Source organism: Flagellimonas flava, assembly GCF_050617915.1.
In the GTDB taxonomy this organism is placed as follows: Bacteria; Bacteroidota; Bacteroidia; order Flavobacteriales; family Flavobacteriaceae; genus Flagellimonas; species Flagellimonas flava_A.
Map to the genome: position 1 here is coordinate 123,031 of NZ_JBODQE010000002.1, position 20,918 is coordinate 143,948.

The window sequence follows — 20,918 nt, forward strand, 5'->3', positions numbered from 1 at the left end:
ACCTTTGACGCTTAATTAATCGGATTGCAACTAACCTCTATCAAATGAAAAAGCACAATTTTAGCGCAGGCCCATGTATTTTGCCACAGGAAGTAATGCAGAAAGCGGCAGAAGCCGTTGTGGAATTGGATGGCATTGGGTTATCCCTCATCGAAATTTCCCATAGAAGTAAAGAATTTGTGGCCATTATGGAAAAGGCCCGCTCCCTGGCTTTGGAGTTGTTGGGGTTGGAAGGCAAAGGTTACCAAGCACTTTTTTTGCAAGGCGGAGCCAGCACTCAATTTTTAATGTCCGCTTATAATCTTCTGGACAAAAAAGCAGGTTATATCAACACAGGGACATGGAGCTTAAAAGCCATTAAGGAAGCCCGCTTGATGGGTGAAATTGTGGAAGTTGCCTCTTCCCAAGATCAAAACTTCAATTATATCCCAAAAGGGTACAACGTCCCAAAAGACCTGGATTATTTACATTTGACTTCAAACAATACCATTTTCGGTACCCAAATCAAGGAGTTTCCCAAAACAGATGTTCCCTTGGTTTGTGATATGAGCTCGGATATATTTTCCCGACAATTGGATTTCTCCAAATTTGATTTGATCTATGCCGGGGCACAAAAGAACATGGGACCGGCCGGTACAACTTTGGTGATTGTTAAGGAAGATATTTTGGGCAAGGTATCCCGAAAAATCCCTTCTATGTTGGACTATTCGGTGCACGCCAGCAAGGATAGTATGTTCAATACTCCTCCTGTTTTTGCGGTTTATGTTTCCATGCTCACCCTACAATGGTTAAAAGATCTGGGAGGCATTGCTGCCATTGAGGAAATCAATGAGCGTAAGGCCAATCTAATCTATTCGGAAATAGAATTGAATCCCGTTTTCTCAGGATTTGCGGCCAAGGAGGATCGTTCCATTATGAACGCCACTTTCAATATCACCGATGAGACCCTGAAGGAAATCTTTGATCAAAAATGCCTGGAAGCAGGAATTAGCGGCATAAACGGCCACCGTTCCGTAGGCGGATATCGAGCATCCATGTACAACGCTATGCCCTTGGAAAGTGTTGGTGTTTTGGTGGATATTATGAGTGATTTGGAAAAAAGAGGATGATTTTGATTTTAAATGGAACAATGTTAAGTGTTAAGTATTGATTGAAGAGAGGAGTTTCAAATTTGCATTGTCCATTATTAAATTGGTTAAAGAACTCAGGAATGCAAAGGAGTTTGTTTTTGCCGACCAAATACTAAGATCTGCAACAAGTATCGGAGCCAATGTGGCCGAGGCGGGTGCAGGACAAAGTAAAAAAGATTTCATACATAAAATGGCAATTGCTTCCAAGGAAGCAAGAGAAACAAGGTATTGGCTCAAATTGTTAAATGAGAGTAAGTTGGTACTTGTGGATTTTTCAGATTATCTCGAAGAAATTGATCAAATTATAAAAATTCTAACCAAAATTGTCAAAACAAGTCAGCGGCAATTCAAAACTTAGCATTTAAAATTCAACACTTTTAATTTATGAAGGTGATACTAGCAAATGATGGACTTTCCCAGTCCGGAATAGAACTCCTGGAAAAAGAAGGCTTTAAAGTTCTAACAACCAAAGTCGCACAGGAACAATTATCCAATTTTATCAACGACAACCAAGTGCAGGCGTTATTGGTACGAAGCGCAACCCAGGTGGACAAATCCTTGATTGATGCCTGTCCCAATTTGGAACTGGTGGGCCGTGGAGGTGTTGGTATGGACAATATCGATATTCTTTATGCCAAATCGAAGGGAATCCATGTGATCAATACACCAGCTGCCTCATCAGCCTCTGTGGCCGAACTTGTTTTCGCCCATCTGTTCAGTGGCGCCAGATTTTTGCACGATTCCAATAGAAACATGCCATTGGAAGGAGATAGCAAATTCAAGCAATTGAAAAAAAGCTACACCAATGGAATGGAACTTAGGGGAAAGACCTTGGGCATTATCGGTTTTGGAAGAATTGGACAAGCTACGGCCCGTATTGGGCTTGCCATGGGAATGAAGGTACTCTATGCAGACCATAATGTGGAGGACTGCACCTTGAGCGTTTCTTTCTTTGATGGACAATCCCTTACCTTTTCCATGAAAGCAAATTCCTTCGAAGAAGTTTTGCAAGCGTCCGATTTCATTACGATTCATGTACCAGCGCAAAATGGATATATCTTGGGGAAAAAAGAGTTCGAAATGATGAAGACCGGTGCCGGAGTCGTCAATGCGGCCCGTGGGGGCGTTTTGGACGAGGTTGCACTGATCGATGCCCTTGAAAAAGAAAAACTGTCATTTGCTGGCTTGGATGTCTTTGAATCGGAGCCCACTCCCGAAATCAAAATCCTGATGCATCCCAAAATTTCCTTGACACCCCATATAGGGGCATCCACCAGGGCCGCCCAAGACCGGATAGGTTTGGAACTGGCCAATCAGGTGGTTAGCTTACTGGGCTAAGTTTTTTTGACCAAACCCAGAATCGATACCTTCAATTTTGTACATTGTGGATCTTAACTAAACACTAAAGGAATGTCTGGATTATTAGATTTATTAAACAGCCCAATGGGCAAACAATTAATTAGCGGAGTAGCTGGTCAAACAGGCCAGCCAGAAAACAAGACCGCAGATGTGCTCAGTATGGCCATGCCCTTGCTTATGGGTGCCATGAAAAGAAATGTCTCTACCCAAAGCGGTGCAGAAGGATTGATGAACGCGCTTTCTTCAAAGCACGACGGAAGTATTTTGGATGATCTTGGTGGACTCTTCGGCGGTGGTGTGGACCAAAGTGTAATGAATGATGGAGCAGGGATATTGGGACATATCTTCGGAGCAAAGCAACCTCAGGTGGAAAGTGCTTTGAGCAGCAAGTCAGGGATGGACGCTGGATCAATAGCTCAAATTTTAAAAATAGCAGCACCCATTCTATTGGGATTTTTGGGCAAACAGACCCGTCAGCAAAACGTAAGCAGACCTGATGCCCTTGGTGGCCTTTTGGGCGGTCTTATGGGTGGAGGAAGCTCTGCCAACAAGCAACAATCCCTTATTGAGACCTTCCTGGATTCGGATGGCGATGGTAGCGTTATTGACGATTTGGCCGGAATGGTACTTAGCGGAGGCAATCAAAAGAAAAGTGGACTTGGAGGGCTCTTGGGAGGCCTCTTCGGGAAATAATCCAAGAATTAACGTTATTTAACAAGGCCATTTGAAATTTCAAATGGCTTTTTCGTACCTTAATATTATGAAAAAGAACATTTTACAAAAGGTATTTGGGGCTGTAATGATGCTAGGATTGATTCTTTCCTGTACGGCCCAAAAAGAAACGGTGGCCATATCCGAAGAGGAAAAAGCGGTTTTTACCTCGGAAGATGATGCACAGGTTGAAATTAAGGATGAAGAAACAGAGTACGAAATCATTATCATTGAACCCGGTTTTTATCAATGGCTGCAAAGCATAGCCAGACCAGAAGGTTATTATTCCCAACACTTCCTTGAAAACCGGAATCAATTGTTGGTCATTAATTGGAATCAAAGGGTACTTCAGCCCCAAAGATTCAATCCCAATCTATATCAGCTCCAGATTGATTATGACCCGAATATAGACTATGGGTACGATGTAAACTACAAGCTCTACAACTATTTTATTTATTTCCAACGCAAATACAATCAGCGATTGGGTCCCTTCCTTCCCAGGATATAAAATGTTATTTTTGCCGTCGAAATTTATTCGATGAAAAAAATAAAAGAGCGCTGGGACATTACCCAAAACTGGCAATACCTTTTTCCTTTCCTGGGTGTAGCATCGCTATTGCTTACCGCCTATGTAATAGCTAGGAGGTTTTTGCACCTCTTTGAATTGAACAACAGCATTTGGGAATGGCCATTCACGCTTGGGATATCAGTCCTTTTGTATTATGTGATGCTGCGCTTTTTTTTATGGTGCTTCAAGAAATTATCCAATAAATGGATTGTGGAACAGCGTTGGGAAATGATAGCCATATTTATCGTTTTTGCCGTCACTGGTAGTCTCTCCGGTAAATTGGCGGGACCATTGACCGAAATCATCGGATTAAAAAGGGATTTGGTAAGCGGCTGGCTGTATTGGACTGCTAGAATCCTGCTTATTTTTCCCATATATCAGGTACTGTTGATTTGCTTCGGATGGCTTTTTGGCCAGTTTAAGTTCTTTTGGGACTTTGAAAAGAAGATGCTCAAGCGCATGGGACTAGGGTTCCTAATCCCCTAGTTTAAGGTTTTGTTAACATAATTCCTACCATTAAATTGGTTAGATTTGCCATCTAATGCAGGATTTAAAAAAGATTTCCGTATTTCTTTTGTTCGCCACCCTCATGTTGGTGAAGGTTTCTGCTTTGCATGTTTACTCCCATCAAGATGGAGAAACACATGACATGGAAAACTGTGATATCTGCGAAATTGCATTGGAATCACAGCAATCCAATTTTGAAATTACTGGAAATGTCACGATACCGGAAGTCAACACTTTCTTCATTCCCGAAGAGGTGGAATTCCAGTATCAGATAAATGTACCAATTCCCAGCTCCCATTTCTTCTTTTCGAGGCCTCCACCCTCTGCTCAGGCCTAATGGCTTGAATCCCGCAACTGGACTTGCATATGAGTCCTAAATGAACACTAATATTTTATTGATTTAAGTATGAAAGCATTGCTTTTCATCATGCTGATGATAGCAATCCCTTTTTGGGGTCTATCTCAGAATTGCACCCATACCATTACTGGTAAAGTAACAGATTACCATAGCAAATCACCTTTGGAAAATGCGACCCTCCTGATTGTAGGAACTGCCCATTCGGTAGAAACCGATGCGAATGGAAATTTTCTAATTTCCGCAGTTTGCGTTGGGAATTATGAATTGGAGGTGTCACATCCCGAATGCAACACCATTTTAATGAATGTAGCAGTCCAAGAGGATACCAAAATTGATATCAAGTTGGAACACCATTTGGAGGAATTGGATGAAGTGGATGTGGTTGGGGAAGCCATTAACGACAAGACCAACACAGCATCCGAGGAAAAATTGAAGCTTCCAACCTTGGAACTCTATAGTTCAGGAACTTTAGGTGATGCCTTGCGGGAGTTGGGGGGCGTTTCTTCCTTGAATACCGGCGCCAACATCGTAAAGCCAACTATTCATGGTTTAAACGGCAGCCGTGTTTTGATTCTAAACGATGGCGTGCGCATGCAAGATATGGAATGGGGAGATGAGCACGCGCCCAATATCGATATAAACACTGCTGGCGCTGTTTCCGTAATCAAGGGAGCTTCCGCACTACAGTATGGCGGTGATGCCATTGGGGGAACCATTGTGCTGGAACAGGCCAAAATTCCTGTTAAGGATACCATTTTTGGCAAAACGCTAATCAGCGGCAATACCAATGGAAGAGGAGGAACAATAACCTCTGAGTTGACAAAAGCTTTCGGTTCAGGCTGGTTTGCCAAGGCTCAAGGTTCCTACAAACGACTTGGGGATTTGGAAGCTCCAGATTACGTCCTTTCCAATACAGGAGTACAGGAATTTGGCACCTCCCTAAGGTTCGGAAAGCGCTTGTTCACCTGGGGATGGGACATTAGATATGCCTATTTTTCCTCTGAAATTGCAGTTTTGCGGGCTTCCCATATTGGTAATGTGGATGACCTAATCAGAAGCATAAACAACGGACAACCCGAGGTTATACGTGATTTCACCTATGATCTTCAAAACCCAAAACAAGAGGTAAAACATCATTTGGCCAAGCTCCATTTTTATAAACGATTTGAAGGACTTGGTAAATGGAATTTCCAATATGATTTTCAAAGCAATCGAAGATTCGAATTTGATGTTCGACGAGGAGAACTGGATGGTCGGGCTTCCATAGATTTGGAATTGACCACCCATACCCTATCCACTGATTTTAAATGGGATGCCAAGGAAGATCATCAAATGCATGTGGGGCTGTTGGGTCGCTATCAGGAAAATTTTCCCAATCCTGCGACTGGAGTTCGTAGGTTGATTCCTGATTATGAGAAGTTTGACCTGGGAGCTTTTGCATTGGGTGAGATCCAAATCACGGATCAATTCTTGCTGGAAGGTGGAGTTCGCTACGATTTCACTAGAATAGATGCGCAAAAATTTTATCAAACTTCCAGATGGAATGAACGCGGATATGACAGTGAATTCCAAGATTTAATTGTAGAGGATTTGGGAACCTCTTTATTGGTCAATCCGGTATTTGACTATCATAACATTTCGGCCACAGTTGGCGGAAAATATCAATGGGATACGGGAGAGACCTTAAAATTCAACTATGCCTTGGCCCAGAGAGCGCCAAATCCTTCCGAATTGTTTAGCGACGGCTTGCATCATTCCGCTGCGCGAATTGAACTAGGGGATTTAAGGGTGGATAGCGAGACTTCGCACAAGTTCACCGCTTCCTTTAACCAGGATTTTGATTCTTGGGGATATTCTGTGGAACCCTTTGCCAACTGGGTGCAAAACTTTTTACTTCTTGAGCCATCAGGAGTCGAGTTCACCATTAGAGGTGCTTTTCCCGTTTGGGAATACCGCCAGACCGACGCCAGGCTCCTTGGACTGGATTTCTCGGCCTACGCCAATTGGACAAACTCATGGAAAACGGACCATCGCTTTTCATTGGTCAAAGGGCAGGAAATGGACAACAATACAGCTCTAATCAATATTCCGGCAGCTAATTTGCGTAATCAAATCACGTACAGCATTCCCCAATGGAAAAATTTCAGTGTTTCCCTGGAAAGCCAATATGTGTTTAGACAAAATGAGACCCCGGACAACATAACAGTCTTTTCTCCGGAGCAGCAACAGGAAGTTCTGCTCGAAATAAATACAGCCCCAGATGCCTATCACCTGTTGGGCTTGCGCTCCCAAATGGAATTTCCATGGGGAGGAAATAAAAAAATAACAACCTCATTGGTGGTCAACAACCTATTGAACACCAATTATAGGGACTATCTAAATCGCCAAAGGTTTTTTGCAGATGATTTAGGGAGAAACATTTTGATTCAATTAAAACTTAATTATTAAATCCTTTATTACATGAAAACAATCAAATTTTTATCAATGGCAATCCTAGCGGGAAGTTTTTTGGCATCATGCTCCAGTGATGATAACTCCCCAGAGGAAATCAATGAAGAGGAAACCATCACTACCATGACGGTTACCCTTACCCCTGATGGCGGCGGAACTGCCATCGAGCTCCAATCCAGGGATTTGGATGGCGACGGTCCAAATGCGCCAGAAATCACCATTTCAGGAAATTTGGCGGAAAACACAACCTATAACGGATCTGTTGTTCTCCTCAATGAAACTGAAACTCCAGCTGAAGAAGTCAATGAGGAAATTGAAGGTGAAGCGGCAGAGCATCAGTTCTTCTATGTTGTTGCTGGCGGGTTAAATGCCACAATGGAATATGCTGATGAAGAATCTGACTATGTTTCTGACGAAACTGGTACCAATTTCACAACCAATAATCCAGTGGGCATAACTTTTACACTTACCACTACGGATGCAAGTTCGGGAACTCTTACGGTAACTTTGCGACATGAGCCTAAAAAGCCCAATGATGGGACTTTGGCTGATGCTGGTGGTGAAACCGATATCACACAAACCTTTAACCTAACTATAGAGTAACACCTGATTCCAAAATCAAGGTGCTGTAAATAGCATAATTATTTCATGAATAAAGAATTTAGACATACGGTCATAAGCACTTTAATGGTTGCTGTATTATCCATACAGCAGCTATTTGGTGCTTACCATATGTTTATTTTTCATGCTAATGATTTTGAACAGGACCTAACTCATAATCATGAATTGGTAAGCAGCAGCGAAGATTCATGTGACCTCTGCGCAAAATTGAACCCCACACCGGTGGTTTACACCGCAGAAACCCATTCCCTAGCCCACGGTTCCCTGTGCTTTTGGGTTCCAGAATCCAAAAGCCAACTCACTTCAATTGTTGGGCAATATACCCAGTATAGGCGAGGTCCCCCTATCCTGGATTCCACCCTAACTTAAATAGGCCTTTCCGCATCAGGGATATGGCCCTGATTCCTTACACTGCGAAGTCAAAAACGGCTTTGAGGGTGAGACTGCATATACACTTCAAATCAAAAAACAACTCAAAATGATTACAACCAACAATCTCTCCAAGATTTATGGTGATGCTACCGTACTGGATAGTCTCAACCTAAATATCAAAGCTGGTGATCTATACTGCTTGTTGGGAGCCAATGGTGCTGGCAAAACCACAACAATCAACCTGCTACTGGGTTTTATCAAGCCCTCTTCAGGAAGTTCTTTTATAAATGGTCTTGCCGTTTCTGAAGACCCAAAAAAGACTAAAAAACACCTTGCCTACATTCCAGAAAACCTAATGCTATACCCCAACCTATCTGCTGTTGAAAATCTGGATTACTTCTCCGGTATTGGAGGAAACCAACTTAATAAAGCCCAATTGGAGGCTTTTTTGGAAGAGGCTGGACTTCAAACCAGTGCCTTCCACCAACGAATTTCAACCTTTTCCAAAGGAATGCGACAAAAAGTGGGTATAGCCCTGGCTCTGGCCAAAAACGCCAGCGTGTTGTTGTTGGATGAGCCCACCTCTGGCTTAGACCCTAAAGCCAGTAACGAATTTGGTTTGTTGCTGCAAAAATTACGAAGTAAGGGCGTAGCCATTCTCATGGCCACCCATGACCTATTTAGGGCAAAAGAAATTGCCACACACATCGGTATTATGAAAAATGGTCAATTGAAACAAGAATTTGTTGCCGATGAGATATCCCTAAGTGATTTGGAACACGCATACTTGGAAACGATGGGTTACAAAGAGGCAACATTATGATACGCAGTACATTTCTAAAAGAACTTAAAGAGCTGTCCCGGGACGGAAGGGTTAGAATCTCTTTTCTGATCGTAGTCCTATTGATGGCAGTAGCCACTTGGATCAGTAAAAGTCAATACACAACGATCAACGAACAATATCAAGAAGCGGAAACTGCTGAACGCCACATTTGGGAAGGTCAAGGAGAAAAAAACCCACATTCCGCAGCCCATTATGGCACCTACGCCTTTAAACCCAAATATCCTCTTTCCCTTGTAGATCATGGGGTTGATAAATTTACCGGTACTTCCATTTTTCTGGAAGCCCATAAACGTAACGAAGCCCAATTTAGCAAAGCAGCAGATCAAACCGGATTGGCTCGATTTGGAGACTTAACCCCAGATTTTGTACTCTTGTTTATTCTGCCTTTGCTGATTGTATTTCTAGGATACAACGCCTTCACCAAAGAAAAGGAAATGGGGACCTTGGTCCTTTTGAAAAGTCAGGGAACTCCTGTCTGGAAACTGATTTTTGGCAAGTGGTTGGCTATTTTTGCCCCTATTTTCATCGCTGTAGCAGTACTTTTTGTGGTAGCTGGAGTCGTTCTGTCCAATCTTAAGGACTTCGGCGTTTTTAGTTGGGAATCTTTGGGAGTTATGTTCCTTGTTTACATGGCCTATTATGTGATATTCATCAATTTGGTCCTGTTCATTTCCTCAAAAATGAAGAAATCGGGAATTTCTCTTGTATTATCTCTAGGGGTCTGGATATTAGCTTGTTTGGCAGTTCCAAAAGCCGCTAGTAATATGGCAGAATCCCAATATCCCTACCCTACTAGACAAGAATTCGCAGCGAGCATAACCAAGGATCAAAAAAGTGGAATTGATGGCCATGATCCATGGAACAAACAGGCTAAAATGCTGGAAGATGAAGTGCTAAAGCAGCATAATGTGGATAGTTTGGAACAACTTCCATTCAATTTTGATGCCTATCGGATGCAGAAAGGAGAAGAACACACCGCTGAAATCTATTTTAGGCATTACAAACATCTAAAAACGCAATTTGAGCAACAGTCCAAATTGTACCGCAACCTTGCCGTGTTATCTCCTTTTTTACCTGCACGATTTATGAGCATGGCCGTTGCAAATACGGACTATGCCACCCACTGGGACTTCGCCGATGCGGCAGAAACATATAGAGTAGACCTACAGGCCTTCCTTAATGGCAATTTTGCCGAAAATTCTTCTTATGGGGAATGGAGCTATAGGGCAGATGAGTCCACTTGGAAAGAAATGCCTGCATTTGATTATGACCCGCCTGAACTTTCCGAAACCCTTTCAAGAAACTCTTCCAACTCGGCCATTTTATCCGCTTGGATATTGGGTTCATTTTCCCTTCTATTTCTCACCACTAAAAAATTATAGCGATGTACAAGTTTAACTTTATATACGAGCTAAAAGGACTTCTTAGAAATGGTTGGATCCAATTGTTGAGCCTCCTCCTTTTTGCACTCTTCTTTTTTGCCTTTTACAACGGTCATGAAAAAGTGGACAAAAGAAAATCGGATATTCTGGCGGCCCATCAGGAGGTACAGGAATCCGATCTGGAAATGCTAATATTATTGGACTCTATAGAACGTGGTATGGAGGTCTCTGCTTCGCCTTGGACCATACCATCCAAACCGATGGCGGTAGGTAACTATCATCCACGTGTAGCTGCTATGGATCCTTCCAATTTAGCTTATATCTCTACAGGGCAAAGTGATTTATTTACGCACTATGTAAAACCAAAAACCTCTGGTGACGATCTAGCCCTTAATTTCACAGAAATCACTAATCCTGTTCAGCAATTGTTTGGCAGTTTTGATCCAGCATTTGTCATTATTTTCTTGTTGCCCTTGATCATCATTGCATTTACCTATAATGTCCTTTCCTCTGAACGGGAAAGCGGTACGTTGAGGCTTTTGGCTTCCCAGCCCATTTCGTTGGCGTCATGGGTATTGCAAAAAATGGTCATACGACTGTTTTGGATCATTGTAATGATTGGTGTTATACTCACAATTGTATTCTATATCAATGGCAATGATGGCAGTATAGGGAGTCTTTTGCCTGTATTAGGTGTCACCGCGGGATACATTTTGTTTTGGTTTGCTCTGGCATTCGTAGTCAACCTTTGGGTTGGAAGCTCAGCGAAAAATGCTATAGCTCTTATAGGCTTATGGCTACTATTTGTACTGCTGATTCCATCCACACTGAATCAGATGGGCAGCACACTTTATCCTATGCCCTCCCGAACGCTGATGATCAATCAATTGAGAAACGCCAAGGCGGAGGCTACAAAGAAACAAGATGAAATCCTGGATAATTTTTTAAGGGATCATCCCGAATATGCGATCAACGACCCCAACCAGGGCCGAAGCTTCTATCATCGGTATATGGCATCCCAACAATTGGTTCGGGAAGAGTTGCAACCCGTAATTCAAAAGTTTGAAGGTCAATTACAGAATCAGCAGCAATGGATTTCCCAACTCAAATGGGTATCCCCTGCCATTATTGTGCAGCAGGAACTCAACGCGTTGGCTGGAACTTCTACAAGGGATTATGAAAATTATCGGAAGCAAGTAACGGCCTTTGCAGAAACTTGGCGCCAGCATTTATTGCCTTTCCTCTACAACAATCAACCCTTTTCCAGTGAGGATTACAAAAATCTACCCGCCTTTGAGTATGTATCCTTGGAATCCAATAGCACCACAAAAAGCATATTGGTCCTTGTAGTGATTGCATTGGGCTTGGTGGCTCTGGGGTTTGCAAAAGGAATGGGGTATCAGTCCAGTAAAAACATAATTACACCATAGCATGAGAGCATATTATTTTTTGATTTTTTCTTGGCTCCTATGTACAGATGGTGTTCTAGCCCAGGAAGAGAATGCAGAGAATTTTCCTCCACCGGAAGTGCCCTTGGAAATTTCAGTTTCGAGGGCTGCGTCGCCTATCCAGGTTGATGGTCGTTTGGATGAACCTGCATGGGATAAGGTTGAACTGGTGGATGATTTTTTTCGTATTGAACCCAGACAAGGAGGCAAGGTTACCTATAAGACCTTGGTGAAATTCCTTTATGACGACAAAAATCTTTATGTATCCGCATTTTGCAAGGATTCCTTGGGAATTCCAGGAATTCGGATTCAGGATTTGCGTCGGGATTTTAGCTGGGGCGAGAATGATATCTTTGGAGTTGCCTTGGATCCCCAAAACTTGAAACAATATGCCCAAGGGTTTCAGACCACACCTTATGGGAACCAAAGGGATTTCCAGAATTTCAATGGGAACAACTTTGATACGGGTTGGAATACCCTTTGGAGGGTACGCACCCAGCGATCTGACCAAGGATTTACGGTGGAAATGGCAATTCCGTTTAAATCTCTTCGTTACAACCTTCCTGAAAATGGGAATACCATCGAGTTGGGAATGACCATGGTTCGTTATGCCCGTAGAGAAGTGGAAGTATCCACTTTTCCAGCTATCCCGCAGTCATTCACCCCCTATAGAATGACCTATGCCGCTAAATTGACAGATATTGAAGTTCCACCTCCTTCGGCTAATATTAGGGTAGAGCCCTATACATTGTACCAGTATGATGAAAACAAGGAAGGAGACATCTTAACCTCAAAGGCCAGTGATCCCAAGTTGGGCTTTGATGTCAAATGGGCCATGAATCCCAAAACCGTATTGGATTTAACGGTAAATACCGATTTTGCCCAGGCCGATGTGGACAGAGCGGTAAACAACTTGGAACGTTTCAATATCTTTTTTCCAGAGCGACGACAGTTCTTTTTGGAAAATTCTGGAATCTGGGCTGGTGGATTGCAGCAATCCATAAGACCTTTTTTTAGCAGACGTATTGGACTTCAGGGCAACTTTAATGCCATCCCGGCACCAATTGATGTTGGCGCACGTTTTACCCAACGTACCGAAAAAAATGCTTTGGCTGGATTGTTTGTTCGTCAAAGGGAAACGGATGGGTCTGCAGGAGCAAATTTTGGAGTATTCCGCTATCTCAGGAATTACGGTAGGGAAAACAATGTTGGGGTTATGGTCACGCATCGCTTGGATAACGAGCATGATGATCTGAATTTGGATAGCAACAATAACACGACCATTACTATAGACGGGCAAATACGCCCCACAAGTCAATGGGATATTCAGTATATCCTATCCACTTCCATAGACGAGGAAACTGGGGAAACTGGCTTTGCAGGGCGTTTTTTTGCAGGCAATGACTCCAATAAATTCTACTATGGATGGGTTACAGAGTATACCGATGCCAATTACAATCCAAGAATGGGTTTTGTCCGTCAAACCAATGTGATCAGACATAATCCAGGCGGGTATTTAGTGGTGAGACCTAAAAAAATGGATTGGATCAGGCGGTGGGATCCAGGGATGTTTGTCAATTATTTGCATGATGCCTCAGACCCTACGCAGTTCCAACAGGCTAGTTTGTACATATTCCCAATTTTTACTTGGTTCAAGGACAATAGTTTTTTTGAGGTTTCGGCAACACCAACCTGGCAAAACATCAACTTTGATTTTGCTCCATTGGGTCTCCAGATTGCTCAGGACAACTATTATTACACCCGTTATTTGGTTCAATACAACACCGACCAATCCAAAAAATGGTCAGGTGATCTAGGTTATAATTTTGGCAGTTTTTATAATGGAACCCGAAATACCATTAATGCTGCTGCCCGCTTTGCCCCCATTCCTCATGCTGCACTGGCATTGGAATACGAGCATAATACCATCAAAGATGTGGGGATTGGTGACTCCAATTTAACCACGAATCTGTATTCCGCAAATTTAAGGCTGGCATTGAATCCCAGAGTACAACTCTCCACTTTTTACCAGTATAATAGTTTTAACGAGCAAGGAAGGTGGAACGCCCGTTTGAGCTGGGAATATATGCCACTTTCTTTTGTATACCTTGTGTTCAACGACACCCAAACGGACATTTTTGATCCTATGCAAAGCACTAGACAATTTATTGGCAAGATAACTTTACTAAAACAGTTTTAATGAGAAGTTTGAAAGCCGTTTACAGCGGCTTTTACTTTTTGAGCTTGGCAAAAACATAGGTATAGAGCCACATCAAGGTAAAGGAAGGAACAATATCCAAGCCTGGTATAAGTTCTTCGACAAATGTTACAACACCGGCCACCTGACCAATTTTTCCTTTGTACATGCGAGTCATAAGCCAACCTGCCACAGGTGCCCAAATGACATCCGAAAATTCGCCGATGCCCGGAATAGCAAAGGACAGCATTCCAATGCCGTCAAACAATAATCCCAAAAGCAAATGCTGATATTTTTGGTCTTCCACCTTTGCCATTGCGGAAAAATAGCAATTCCAAATGAAATGGGGAAATCCCCTAGGACAAATCCGAGCTGATGAGTTTCAAGAACTCATTGCGGGTCTCAATCTTTTCAAATTGTCCCCGGAATCCTGAAGTTGTGGTCACCGAATTCTGTTTTTGAACCCCTCGCATCATCATGCACATATGTGCTGCTTCTATAACTACAGCAACACCTTTTGGCTTTAAGGTGTTGTTCAGGCACTCCAATATATCATGGGTCAACCGTTCCTGTACCTGTAATCTGCGAGCAAAGACATCCACAACCCTGGGTATTTTGCTCAATCCCACTATATGCCCGTTGGGGATGTAAGCAACATGGGCTTTTCCAAAGAAAGGAAGCATGTGATGCTCACAAAGGGAATACACTTCAATATCCTTGATGATCACCATGTCGTCATAATCCTCCTCAAACATGGCGCTACGCAATATTTCAGCTGCATCCTGGCCATATCCCTGTGTTAAAAACAGCATGGCCTTGGCCGCTCGTTCAGGAGTTTTTTGAAGTCCGTCCCGTTGCACATCCTCCCCAATCTCGTCAATGATTTTGGCAAAACGATCCTTGACCTCATTGGTAATTTCAATATTGTATTCTTCCAGATTCTGATAGGGCGCCATAGGCTATGTTGCGGTATTTAGCTTGTTAGAAAAATGCTTGTTCAATTTCTTGATTTTTGGGTCAATGATAAACTGACAATACGGTTGATTGGAGTGATCATTGTAATAATTCTGATGCTCCTGTTCCGCAATATAAAAAGGTTTTGCTTCTGAAACGGCTGTTACAATAGGATTTGTGAACACTTTTTCCCTTTCCAAGAGTGTAATAAACTCTTCGGCTTCCTTCTTTTGATTCTGGGAAGTATAAAAGATTTCACTCCGGTATTGGCTGCCCACATCATTTCCCTGCCTATTTAATGTGGTGGGGTCATGGGTGGCAAAGAACACTTCCAATAGCTCAACAAAGGAGACTTTGGTTGAGTCATACTTGATTTGAATGGCCTCTGCATGCCCTGTTCTACCCGTACAAATTTCCCGATAGGCAGGATTCTTGATAGCTCCACCCGTGTAACCCGAGATTACCTCAATTACTCCATTCAATCTTTGAAAGACAGCTTCTGTGCACCAAAAACAACCTCCGGCAAAAATTGCCAATTCCAAATTTTTGTTCTCTTGTATGTCCATATTTGCCAAACCTTAAAATAAACTTATCCATTCCAGCATTCATCCCCAAATGAATCCGCATTTTATTGTCGTAAATCCTAACAAAACCTTTATTTAAAACTCCAATTTTTGTTCACTCATCTGTAATTGTTACTTTCACTCCCCGAAGCAAGGATTTTATGATCATAGCCACAAATATTAAAAAATCTTTTGGGCACCTGGAGGTTTTAAAAGGTGTTGACCTGACCATCAATAAGGGTGAAGTTGTCTCAATTGTAGGCGCTTCCGGGGCTGGTAAAACCACCCTTTTGCAAATATTGGGGACCTTGGATGAACCTTCAAACAAAACCGATAGTACTTTGCTGATCAATGACACCCCAGTGAATCAATTGAACGATAAAGGGCTGGCTCGATTTCGGAATGAGCACATCGGGTTCATATTTCAATTTCATCAACTTTTGCCCGAGTTTACGGCATTGGAAAATGTATGCATCCCAGCTTTTATTAAGAAAACACCTAGGGTCGAGGCAGAAAAGAGGGCCAAGGAGTTGTTGGACTTTCTTGGACTTTCTGACCGTTACGACCATAAGCCCAATGCGCTTTCGGGGGGCGAACAGCAAAGGGTTGCCGTAGCCCGTTCACTTATCAATAATCCGTCAGTAATCCTTGCGGATGAGCCTAGTGGAAACCTGGATTCTGAAAGCGCGGACAACCTCCATCAATTGTTTTTTAAACTACGTGATGAATTTGGTCAGACCTTCATTTTGGTAACCCATAACACGAAATTGGCCAATATGGCCGATAGAAAACTGACCATGGTAGATGGTGTGATTGTCTCTAGATAGCATGACAAAGGCTGAACTTAAGGAATTCTTGGATGCCAAAGTGGAGCAGTACAATCATCCCAGTTTTTTGGAAGATGACCCTCTTCAGATTCCCCATCGTTTCTCCAAGAAAGCAGATATTGAAATCAGCGGCTTCTTAACTGCGACCATTGCTTGGGGCAATCGGAAGAGCATCATAAAAAATGCTTCTTCCCTAATGGAATTGATGGACCGGTCGCCTTATGATTTTGTTTGCAACCATACTGTGGCGGAATTGCAAAAGCTTGGCACATTTGTGCACCGTACGTTTAACGCCTTGGATTTGACCTATTTTGTCAAAAGTCTTCAAAACATCTACACCAAACATGGGGGATTGGAAGCTGTGTTTACCCAATTTCAACAAAAGGAAACCCTGCAGCCTGCCATTTCTGAATTCAAGAAAGTGTTTTTTGAATTACCCCATCAGCAACGCACCACCAAACATGTTTCCGATCCAGCAAAGGGTTCGGCTGCTAAACGAATCAATATGTTTTTACGATGGATGGTGCGAGATAATGACACCGGAGTTGATTTTGGCTTCTGGAAACACTTAAACCCATCACAGCTTTCCTGCCCTTTGGATGTACACTCAGGAAATGTGGCCCGAAAACTAAAACTGCTCAAACGGAAGCAAAATGATGCCAAGGCTCTTGCCGAATTGGACAACAATCTAAGAAGGTTGGATGCATCGGATCCTGTTAAATACGATTTTGCGCTTTTTGGTTTAGGCGTTTTTGAAAAATTTTAGCACTATTTTGTTAGGCTATTGTATGTTATTTTTGGGTTCAATGTCTAACACCAAAATCCAAACAACCAATGAGCATAAATGACAGTTTTGGCATACATACCTATGTCGCTTCCGAAGATCGGTACGAGAAGATGAAATACCGTAGATGCGGAAACAGTGGACTCCTTTTGCCCATGATTTCCCTTGGGCTATGGCACAACTTTGGGCATACGGACGATTTTAACAAAGCACGACAGATTTTACGAACCGCCTTTGATCATGGGATCACCCATTTTGATTTGGCCAATAACTACGGCCCACCTTACGGTGCTGCCGAGGACAACTTTGGACGTATATTCCAAAAAGATTTCAAAGCTTATCGGGATGAGTTGATTATATCCAGCAAAGCCGGATGGGATATGTGGCCGGGGCCGTATGGAAATTTTGGGTCCAAAAAATATCTGATTGCAAGTTTAGATCAAAGCCTGCAGCGTATGGGTCTGGATTATGTTGACATATTTTACCACCACAGACCTGATCCGGATACCCCATTGGAAGAAACTATGGGCGCCCTGCATCAAATAGTCCAGCAAGGTAAAGCACTTTACGTTGGAATTTCCCAATACAATGCGGAGGACACGGCTAGAGCATACGATATACTTAGAGAGCTTGGAACTCCCTTACTTATCCATCAGCCGAGATACAATATGTTTGATCGCTGGATAGAGGATGGGCTTTTGGATGTCTTGGGTCAAAAGGGAATCGGTTCCATAGCTTTTTCCCCTTTGGAACAGGGTATACTGACCAACAAGTACCTCAAAGGACTTCCTGAGGATTCCAGAGCGGTTAAGGATGCCCGCTATTTAAAATCCGATCAGATTACATCGGAAGTTTTGGACAAAGTCGCAAAGCTTAATGCCATTGCCGAAGGCAGAAACCAAAGTTTGGCCCAAATGGCTTTGGCCTGGGTATTACGTGATGAGAAAATTACAACCGTGCTGGTCGGGGTTAGTAGGGCGAGTCAACTTTTGGATAATATCCAAGCCTTGAACAATGTAGATTTCAGTTCTGATGAATTACAACAGATTGAAACCATTTTAAAAGCATAAACGACCAGCTAATATCATAGACCGTAGCCTTTCGGAATATCAAGCTGGATTTTCTGGCCTCCCCGGGCAATGGATTTGTAAATGGCCTCCACAATGATCATGTCACGACGTCCCATTTCACCCGGAGCCACATTGGGTTCGCCAAACAGTATATGCTTGGCAAAGTCATCCATTTGCAATTTTTGCTGACTTTCCTGTGGAAAGTCCAAATCTCCGCGGGAAGTGCGTCCAGCCAAAGGAATGTAAGTGCTGGCAGGATCCAATTCATACCAACCTTGATCACAGGAGGCAAACAAGCGGTTGGCCCTGATGTTGTGTGAGGTCATGATGTTACCAACCGCTCCACTTTCAAACTCAAATTGGGCGGTAATGGTTTCATCTGTATCCTTGAAATAGTCGGGATTGGTGCTGAACTCTTGGGCGGAAACGGATAAGGGATTCTCCCCGGTTCCATAGATTACACTTTGAATGGCATAAACCCCCATGTTCATCAATGCTCCTCCACCAGATAAGGTTTTGTTCAATCGCCACTGTTCTGGGTTGGACCTGGAACGGTATCCAGCATCTACTGTTATGTAATGCACGTTACCAAAAGTTTTCTCCCTAACATATTTTTTGATTTCTTGGGTATAGGGCTCTGAATGAAGCCGATAACCCATACCCAGTTTAACGTCCGCATCCTTGCAAGCTTCTATTATGGCATCGCATTCCGCAACCGATACTGCCATGGGTTTTTCACAGATCACATGTTTACCTGCTTTCGCCGCCCTTATGCAAAAGTCGGCATGCATGCTATTGGGCAGGACCACATATACCACATCTATGGCGGGGTTGTTTTTGATGGTGTCAAAATTTTGATAATTGTATATATTCTCTTTAGGGATACTGTATTTGGATGCCCAAACTCCTTCTTTTTCAGGAGTTCCGGTAACAATTCCAGCTAGGTAACAATGTTCTGTGTCCAGCAGTGCAGGTGCCAGTTGGTATGTGCTATAACTTCCCAAACCCACCAGGGCAATTCCCAATTTCTTCTTTTTTTGTGATGCAGCGTTGGCAACGATAAAGGCTGACGAGCCCAATAGTGCTGTAGCTCCAATACCTTTGCCCAAAGTGGAATTAAAGGTTCTTCTGGAAATGGTTTTCATACCTCCTTGTTTTGAGTTCTTTAAAGTTAGAAATAAACAGGAAGAAAAGAGACTGGTTTGTGTTAATCTATACGAACTTATTTCTTTCAAATCCACTCAAAATCCCTACTTTTAGAACTAGACTAATTTTAACACAAAATGAAACAAAACTTCCTAGTTCTTTGCACAATTCTGTGCACTGTTTTAACCTTTGCCCAAAACCGGAAAATACCCATTGACACTACCATCACCACACAACATAGTGTTACTATCAATGGGGCCAATATTAGCTATACAGCAACTACTGGGACGCAACCTGTATGGGATGATATGGGAGAACCCATTGCATCCCTCCATTATACATATTACACAAGAAACAATGTACGAAACCGGGCAGAGCGCCCCTTGTTGATTTCCTTCAATGGAGGACCAGGTTCCGGATCTGTTTGGATGCACTTGGCGTACACTGGACCTAGGGTACTCAAGATTGATGATGAGGGATATCCTGTGCAGCCCTATGGAGTAAAACAAAATCCTTTTTCGGTTTTGGACGTTACCGATATTGTATATGTGAATCCAGCCAATACCGGATATTCCAGAACTATTCCCGAAACAGGCGACAAGGTGGATCGCGATAAGTTTTTTGGCATCAACGCGGACGTTACCTATTTGGCTGAATGGTTGAATACTTTTGTAACCCGTAATAACAGATGGCGTTCCCCTAAGTATATCATTGGTGAAAGTTATGGGGGAACCCGCGTTATGGGATTGTCCTTGGCCTTACAAAACCAGCAATGGATGTATCTCAACGGGGTGATCATGGTTTCCCCGGCGGATTATAAAGTCATCCGGGTTGGTGGGCCGGTCTCAAGCGCGTTGAACCTCCCCTATTATACGGCTGCAGCGTGGCATCATAAGGCGTTGCCATCAGAACTTCAAAACAAAGATTTGTTGGAGGTTTTACCAGAAGCAGAAAACTACACGGTAAACACCTTGATCCCAGCCATCGCCAAAGGAGGATTTATTTCCGACTCGGAACGAAATGCGGTTGCCAAAAAAATGGCCTTTTATTCGGGATTAAAAGAAAAGGATATCCTAGATCACAATTTGGATGTACCTACCCAATTCTTTTGGAAAAATCTATTGAAAGAAAATGGTGGTTATAACGTTGGAAGGTTGGACAGTCGCTATTTAGGAATTGACCGACAACTGTTCGGAGAAGGACCTGATTATTCTGCTGAGCTTACCTCTTGGCTGCATAGCTTTACCCCGGCAATCAACTATTATCTTCAGGAAGAACTTAAATTCAAAACGGATATCAAGTATAATATGTTTGGTCCCGTACACCCTTGGAACAATGAAGATGACAATACAAGGGATAATCTGAGACAGGCCATGGCGCAGAATCCATATTTGAACGTTTTGGTTCAATCCGGGTACTATGACGGTGCCACTACCTATTTCAATGCCAAGTACACCATGTGGCAGGTTGACCCAAGTGGGCGGATGAAAAATAGGTTTGAATTTAAAGGGTATCGATCAGGACATATGATGTATTTAAGAAGGGAAGATTTGAAAAAAGCCAATGATGACCTCAGAAACTTTATAGTAAGAACAACGGCCAATGGAAAAAGTGCCAAATATTAAA

22 protein-coding genes are annotated in these 20,918 nt (G+C 42.8%); 18 read left to right on the top strand and 4 right to left on the bottom strand.

The window, feature by feature from the left end; all coding sequences use genetic code 11:
* The first annotated feature begins 44 nt into the window (after positions 1 to 44).
* The 14 genes from serC to ACRHOZ_RS06430 all read left to right on the top strand — a co-directional run bounded on the left by serC (position 45) and on the right by ACRHOZ_RS06430 (position 13,951).
* Positions 45 to 1,109 (top strand): 3-phosphoserine/phosphohydroxythreonine transaminase, encoded by a 1,065-nt coding sequence (gene serC, locus ACRHOZ_RS06365; protein ID WP_431123606.1) that lies wholly within the window; start codon positions 45 to 47, stop codon positions 1,107 to 1,109.
* Between the two features lie 37 nt (positions 1,110 to 1,146).
* On the top strand, positions 1,147 to 1,488 hold the full coding sequence (locus ACRHOZ_RS06370; protein ID WP_431123608.1) for a four helix bundle protein: 342 nt from the start codon (positions 1,147 to 1,149) through the stop codon (positions 1,486 to 1,488).
* Positions 1,489 to 1,514: 26 nt separating this feature from the next.
* A complete protein-coding gene (locus tag ACRHOZ_RS06375; protein WP_431123610.1) occupies positions 1,515 to 2,468 on the top strand; it encodes a D-2-hydroxyacid dehydrogenase in 954 nt (317 codons plus the stop codon).
* Between the two features lie 72 nt (positions 2,469 to 2,540).
* A complete protein-coding gene (locus ACRHOZ_RS06380; protein ID WP_420399504.1) occupies positions 2,541 to 3,182 on the top strand; it encodes a DUF937 domain-containing protein in 642 nt (213 codons plus the stop codon).
* Between the two features lie 67 nt (positions 3,183 to 3,249).
* Positions 3,250 to 3,708 (top strand): DUF6146 family protein, encoded by a 459-nt coding sequence (locus tag ACRHOZ_RS06385; protein WP_431123613.1) that lies wholly within the window; start codon positions 3,250 to 3,252, stop codon positions 3,706 to 3,708.
* Positions 3,709 to 3,738: 30 nt separating this feature from the next.
* Positions 3,739 to 4,254 (top strand): DUF6787 family protein, encoded by a 516-nt coding sequence (locus ACRHOZ_RS06390; RefSeq protein ID WP_431123615.1) that lies wholly within the window; start codon positions 3,739 to 3,741, stop codon positions 4,252 to 4,254.
* 55 nt (positions 4,255 to 4,309) lie between these two features.
* Positions 4,310 to 4,612, top strand: coding sequence for a hypothetical protein (locus ACRHOZ_RS06395; RefSeq protein ID WP_431123617.1), 303 nt, complete (start codon positions 4,310 to 4,312; stop codon positions 4,610 to 4,612).
* Between the two features lie 69 nt (positions 4,613 to 4,681).
* Entirely contained in the window at positions 4,682 to 7,081 is a 2,400-nt protein-coding gene (locus ACRHOZ_RS06400; RefSeq protein ID WP_431123620.1) for a TonB-dependent receptor, read from the top strand.
* 12 nt (positions 7,082 to 7,093) lie between these two features.
* Positions 7,094 to 7,687 (top strand): type 1 periplasmic binding fold superfamily protein, encoded by a 594-nt coding sequence (locus ACRHOZ_RS06405; protein ID WP_431123622.1) that lies wholly within the window; start codon positions 7,094 to 7,096, stop codon positions 7,685 to 7,687.
* Between the two features lie 45 nt (positions 7,688 to 7,732).
* Complete coding sequence (locus ACRHOZ_RS06410) at positions 7,733 to 8,074, top strand: hypothetical protein (RefSeq protein WP_431123624.1); 342 nt, start codon at positions 7,733 to 7,735, stop codon at positions 8,072 to 8,074.
* A gap of 109 nt (positions 8,075 to 8,183) precedes the next feature.
* A complete protein-coding gene (locus ACRHOZ_RS06415; RefSeq protein ID WP_431123626.1) occupies positions 8,184 to 8,900 on the top strand; it encodes an ABC transporter ATP-binding protein in 717 nt (238 codons plus the stop codon).
* Complete coding sequence (locus tag ACRHOZ_RS06420) at positions 8,897 to 10,303, top strand: ABC transporter permease (RefSeq protein WP_431123628.1); 1,407 nt, start codon at positions 8,897 to 8,899, stop codon at positions 10,301 to 10,303. Before ACRHOZ_RS06415 ends, ACRHOZ_RS06420 begins: the two co-directional genes overlap by 4 nt.
* 2 nt (positions 10,304 to 10,305) lie before the next feature.
* Positions 10,306 to 11,733, top strand: a complete 1,428-nt coding sequence (locus tag ACRHOZ_RS06425) for an ABC transporter permease (RefSeq protein WP_431123631.1) — start codon at positions 10,306 to 10,308, stop codon at positions 11,731 to 11,733.
* 1 nt (position 11,734) lies between these two features.
* The gene (locus ACRHOZ_RS06430; RefSeq protein WP_431123633.1) at positions 11,735 to 13,951 is read left to right on the top strand and encodes a DUF5916 domain-containing protein; all 2,217 of its coding nucleotides are present in this window, start codon (positions 11,735 to 11,737) and stop codon (positions 13,949 to 13,951) included.
* Between the two features lie 31 nt (positions 13,952 to 13,982).
* Here ACRHOZ_RS06430 and ACRHOZ_RS06435 read toward each other — a convergent pair whose 3' ends face one another.
* The 3 genes from ACRHOZ_RS06435 to msrA are packed head-to-tail and all read right to left on the bottom strand — an operon-like array spanning position 13,983 to position 15,468.
* Complete coding sequence (locus ACRHOZ_RS06435) at positions 13,983 to 14,264, bottom strand: hypothetical protein (RefSeq protein ID WP_431123635.1); 282 nt, start codon at positions 14,262 to 14,264, stop codon at positions 13,983 to 13,985.
* A gap of 40 nt (positions 14,265 to 14,304) precedes the next feature.
* Complete coding sequence (folE, locus tag ACRHOZ_RS06440; RefSeq protein WP_420399491.1) at positions 14,305 to 14,904, bottom strand: GTP cyclohydrolase I FolE; 600 nt, start codon at positions 14,902 to 14,904, stop codon at positions 14,305 to 14,307.
* Between the two features lie 3 nt (positions 14,905 to 14,907).
* Positions 14,908 to 15,468: a peptide-methionine (S)-S-oxide reductase MsrA gene (gene msrA, locus ACRHOZ_RS06445; RefSeq protein ID WP_431123638.1), complete on the bottom strand. Its 561-nt coding sequence runs from the start codon at positions 15,466 to 15,468 to the stop codon at positions 14,908 to 14,910.
* 158 nt (positions 15,469 to 15,626) lie between these two features.
* On the opposite strand from msrA, the gene ACRHOZ_RS06450 reads away from it, so the two are divergent.
* The 3 genes from ACRHOZ_RS06450 to mgrA all read left to right on the top strand — a co-directional run bounded on the left by ACRHOZ_RS06450 (position 15,627) and on the right by mgrA (position 18,146).
* Positions 15,627 to 16,292 (top strand): ABC transporter ATP-binding protein, encoded by a 666-nt coding sequence (locus tag ACRHOZ_RS06450; RefSeq protein WP_431123640.1) that lies wholly within the window; start codon positions 15,627 to 15,629, stop codon positions 16,290 to 16,292.
* 1 nt (position 16,293) lies between these two features.
* Entirely contained in the window at positions 16,294 to 17,058 is a 765-nt protein-coding gene (locus ACRHOZ_RS06455; protein ID WP_431123642.1) for a TIGR02757 family protein, read from the top strand.
* A 68-nt stretch (positions 17,059 to 17,126) separates the two neighbouring features.
* Complete coding sequence (gene mgrA / locus ACRHOZ_RS06460) at positions 17,127 to 18,146, top strand: L-glyceraldehyde 3-phosphate reductase (RefSeq protein WP_431123645.1); 1,020 nt, start codon at positions 17,127 to 17,129, stop codon at positions 18,144 to 18,146.
* Between the two features lie 14 nt (positions 18,147 to 18,160).
* Here mgrA and ACRHOZ_RS06465 read toward each other — a convergent pair whose 3' ends face one another.
* The gene (locus ACRHOZ_RS06465) at positions 18,161 to 19,291 is read right to left on the bottom strand and encodes a Gfo/Idh/MocA family protein (RefSeq protein WP_431123647.1); all 1,131 of its coding nucleotides are present in this window, start codon (positions 19,289 to 19,291) and stop codon (positions 18,161 to 18,163) included.
* A 138-nt stretch (positions 19,292 to 19,429) separates the two neighbouring features.
* Between ACRHOZ_RS06465 and ACRHOZ_RS06470 the strand changes: the two genes are divergently transcribed.
* Positions 19,430 to 20,917 carry a S10 family peptidase gene (locus tag ACRHOZ_RS06470; protein WP_431123649.1) on the top strand — a complete coding sequence of 496 codons (1,488 nt, stop codon included), beginning with the start codon at positions 19,430 to 19,432 and terminating at the stop codon, positions 20,915 to 20,917.
* Position 20,918 lies beyond the last annotated feature (1 nt).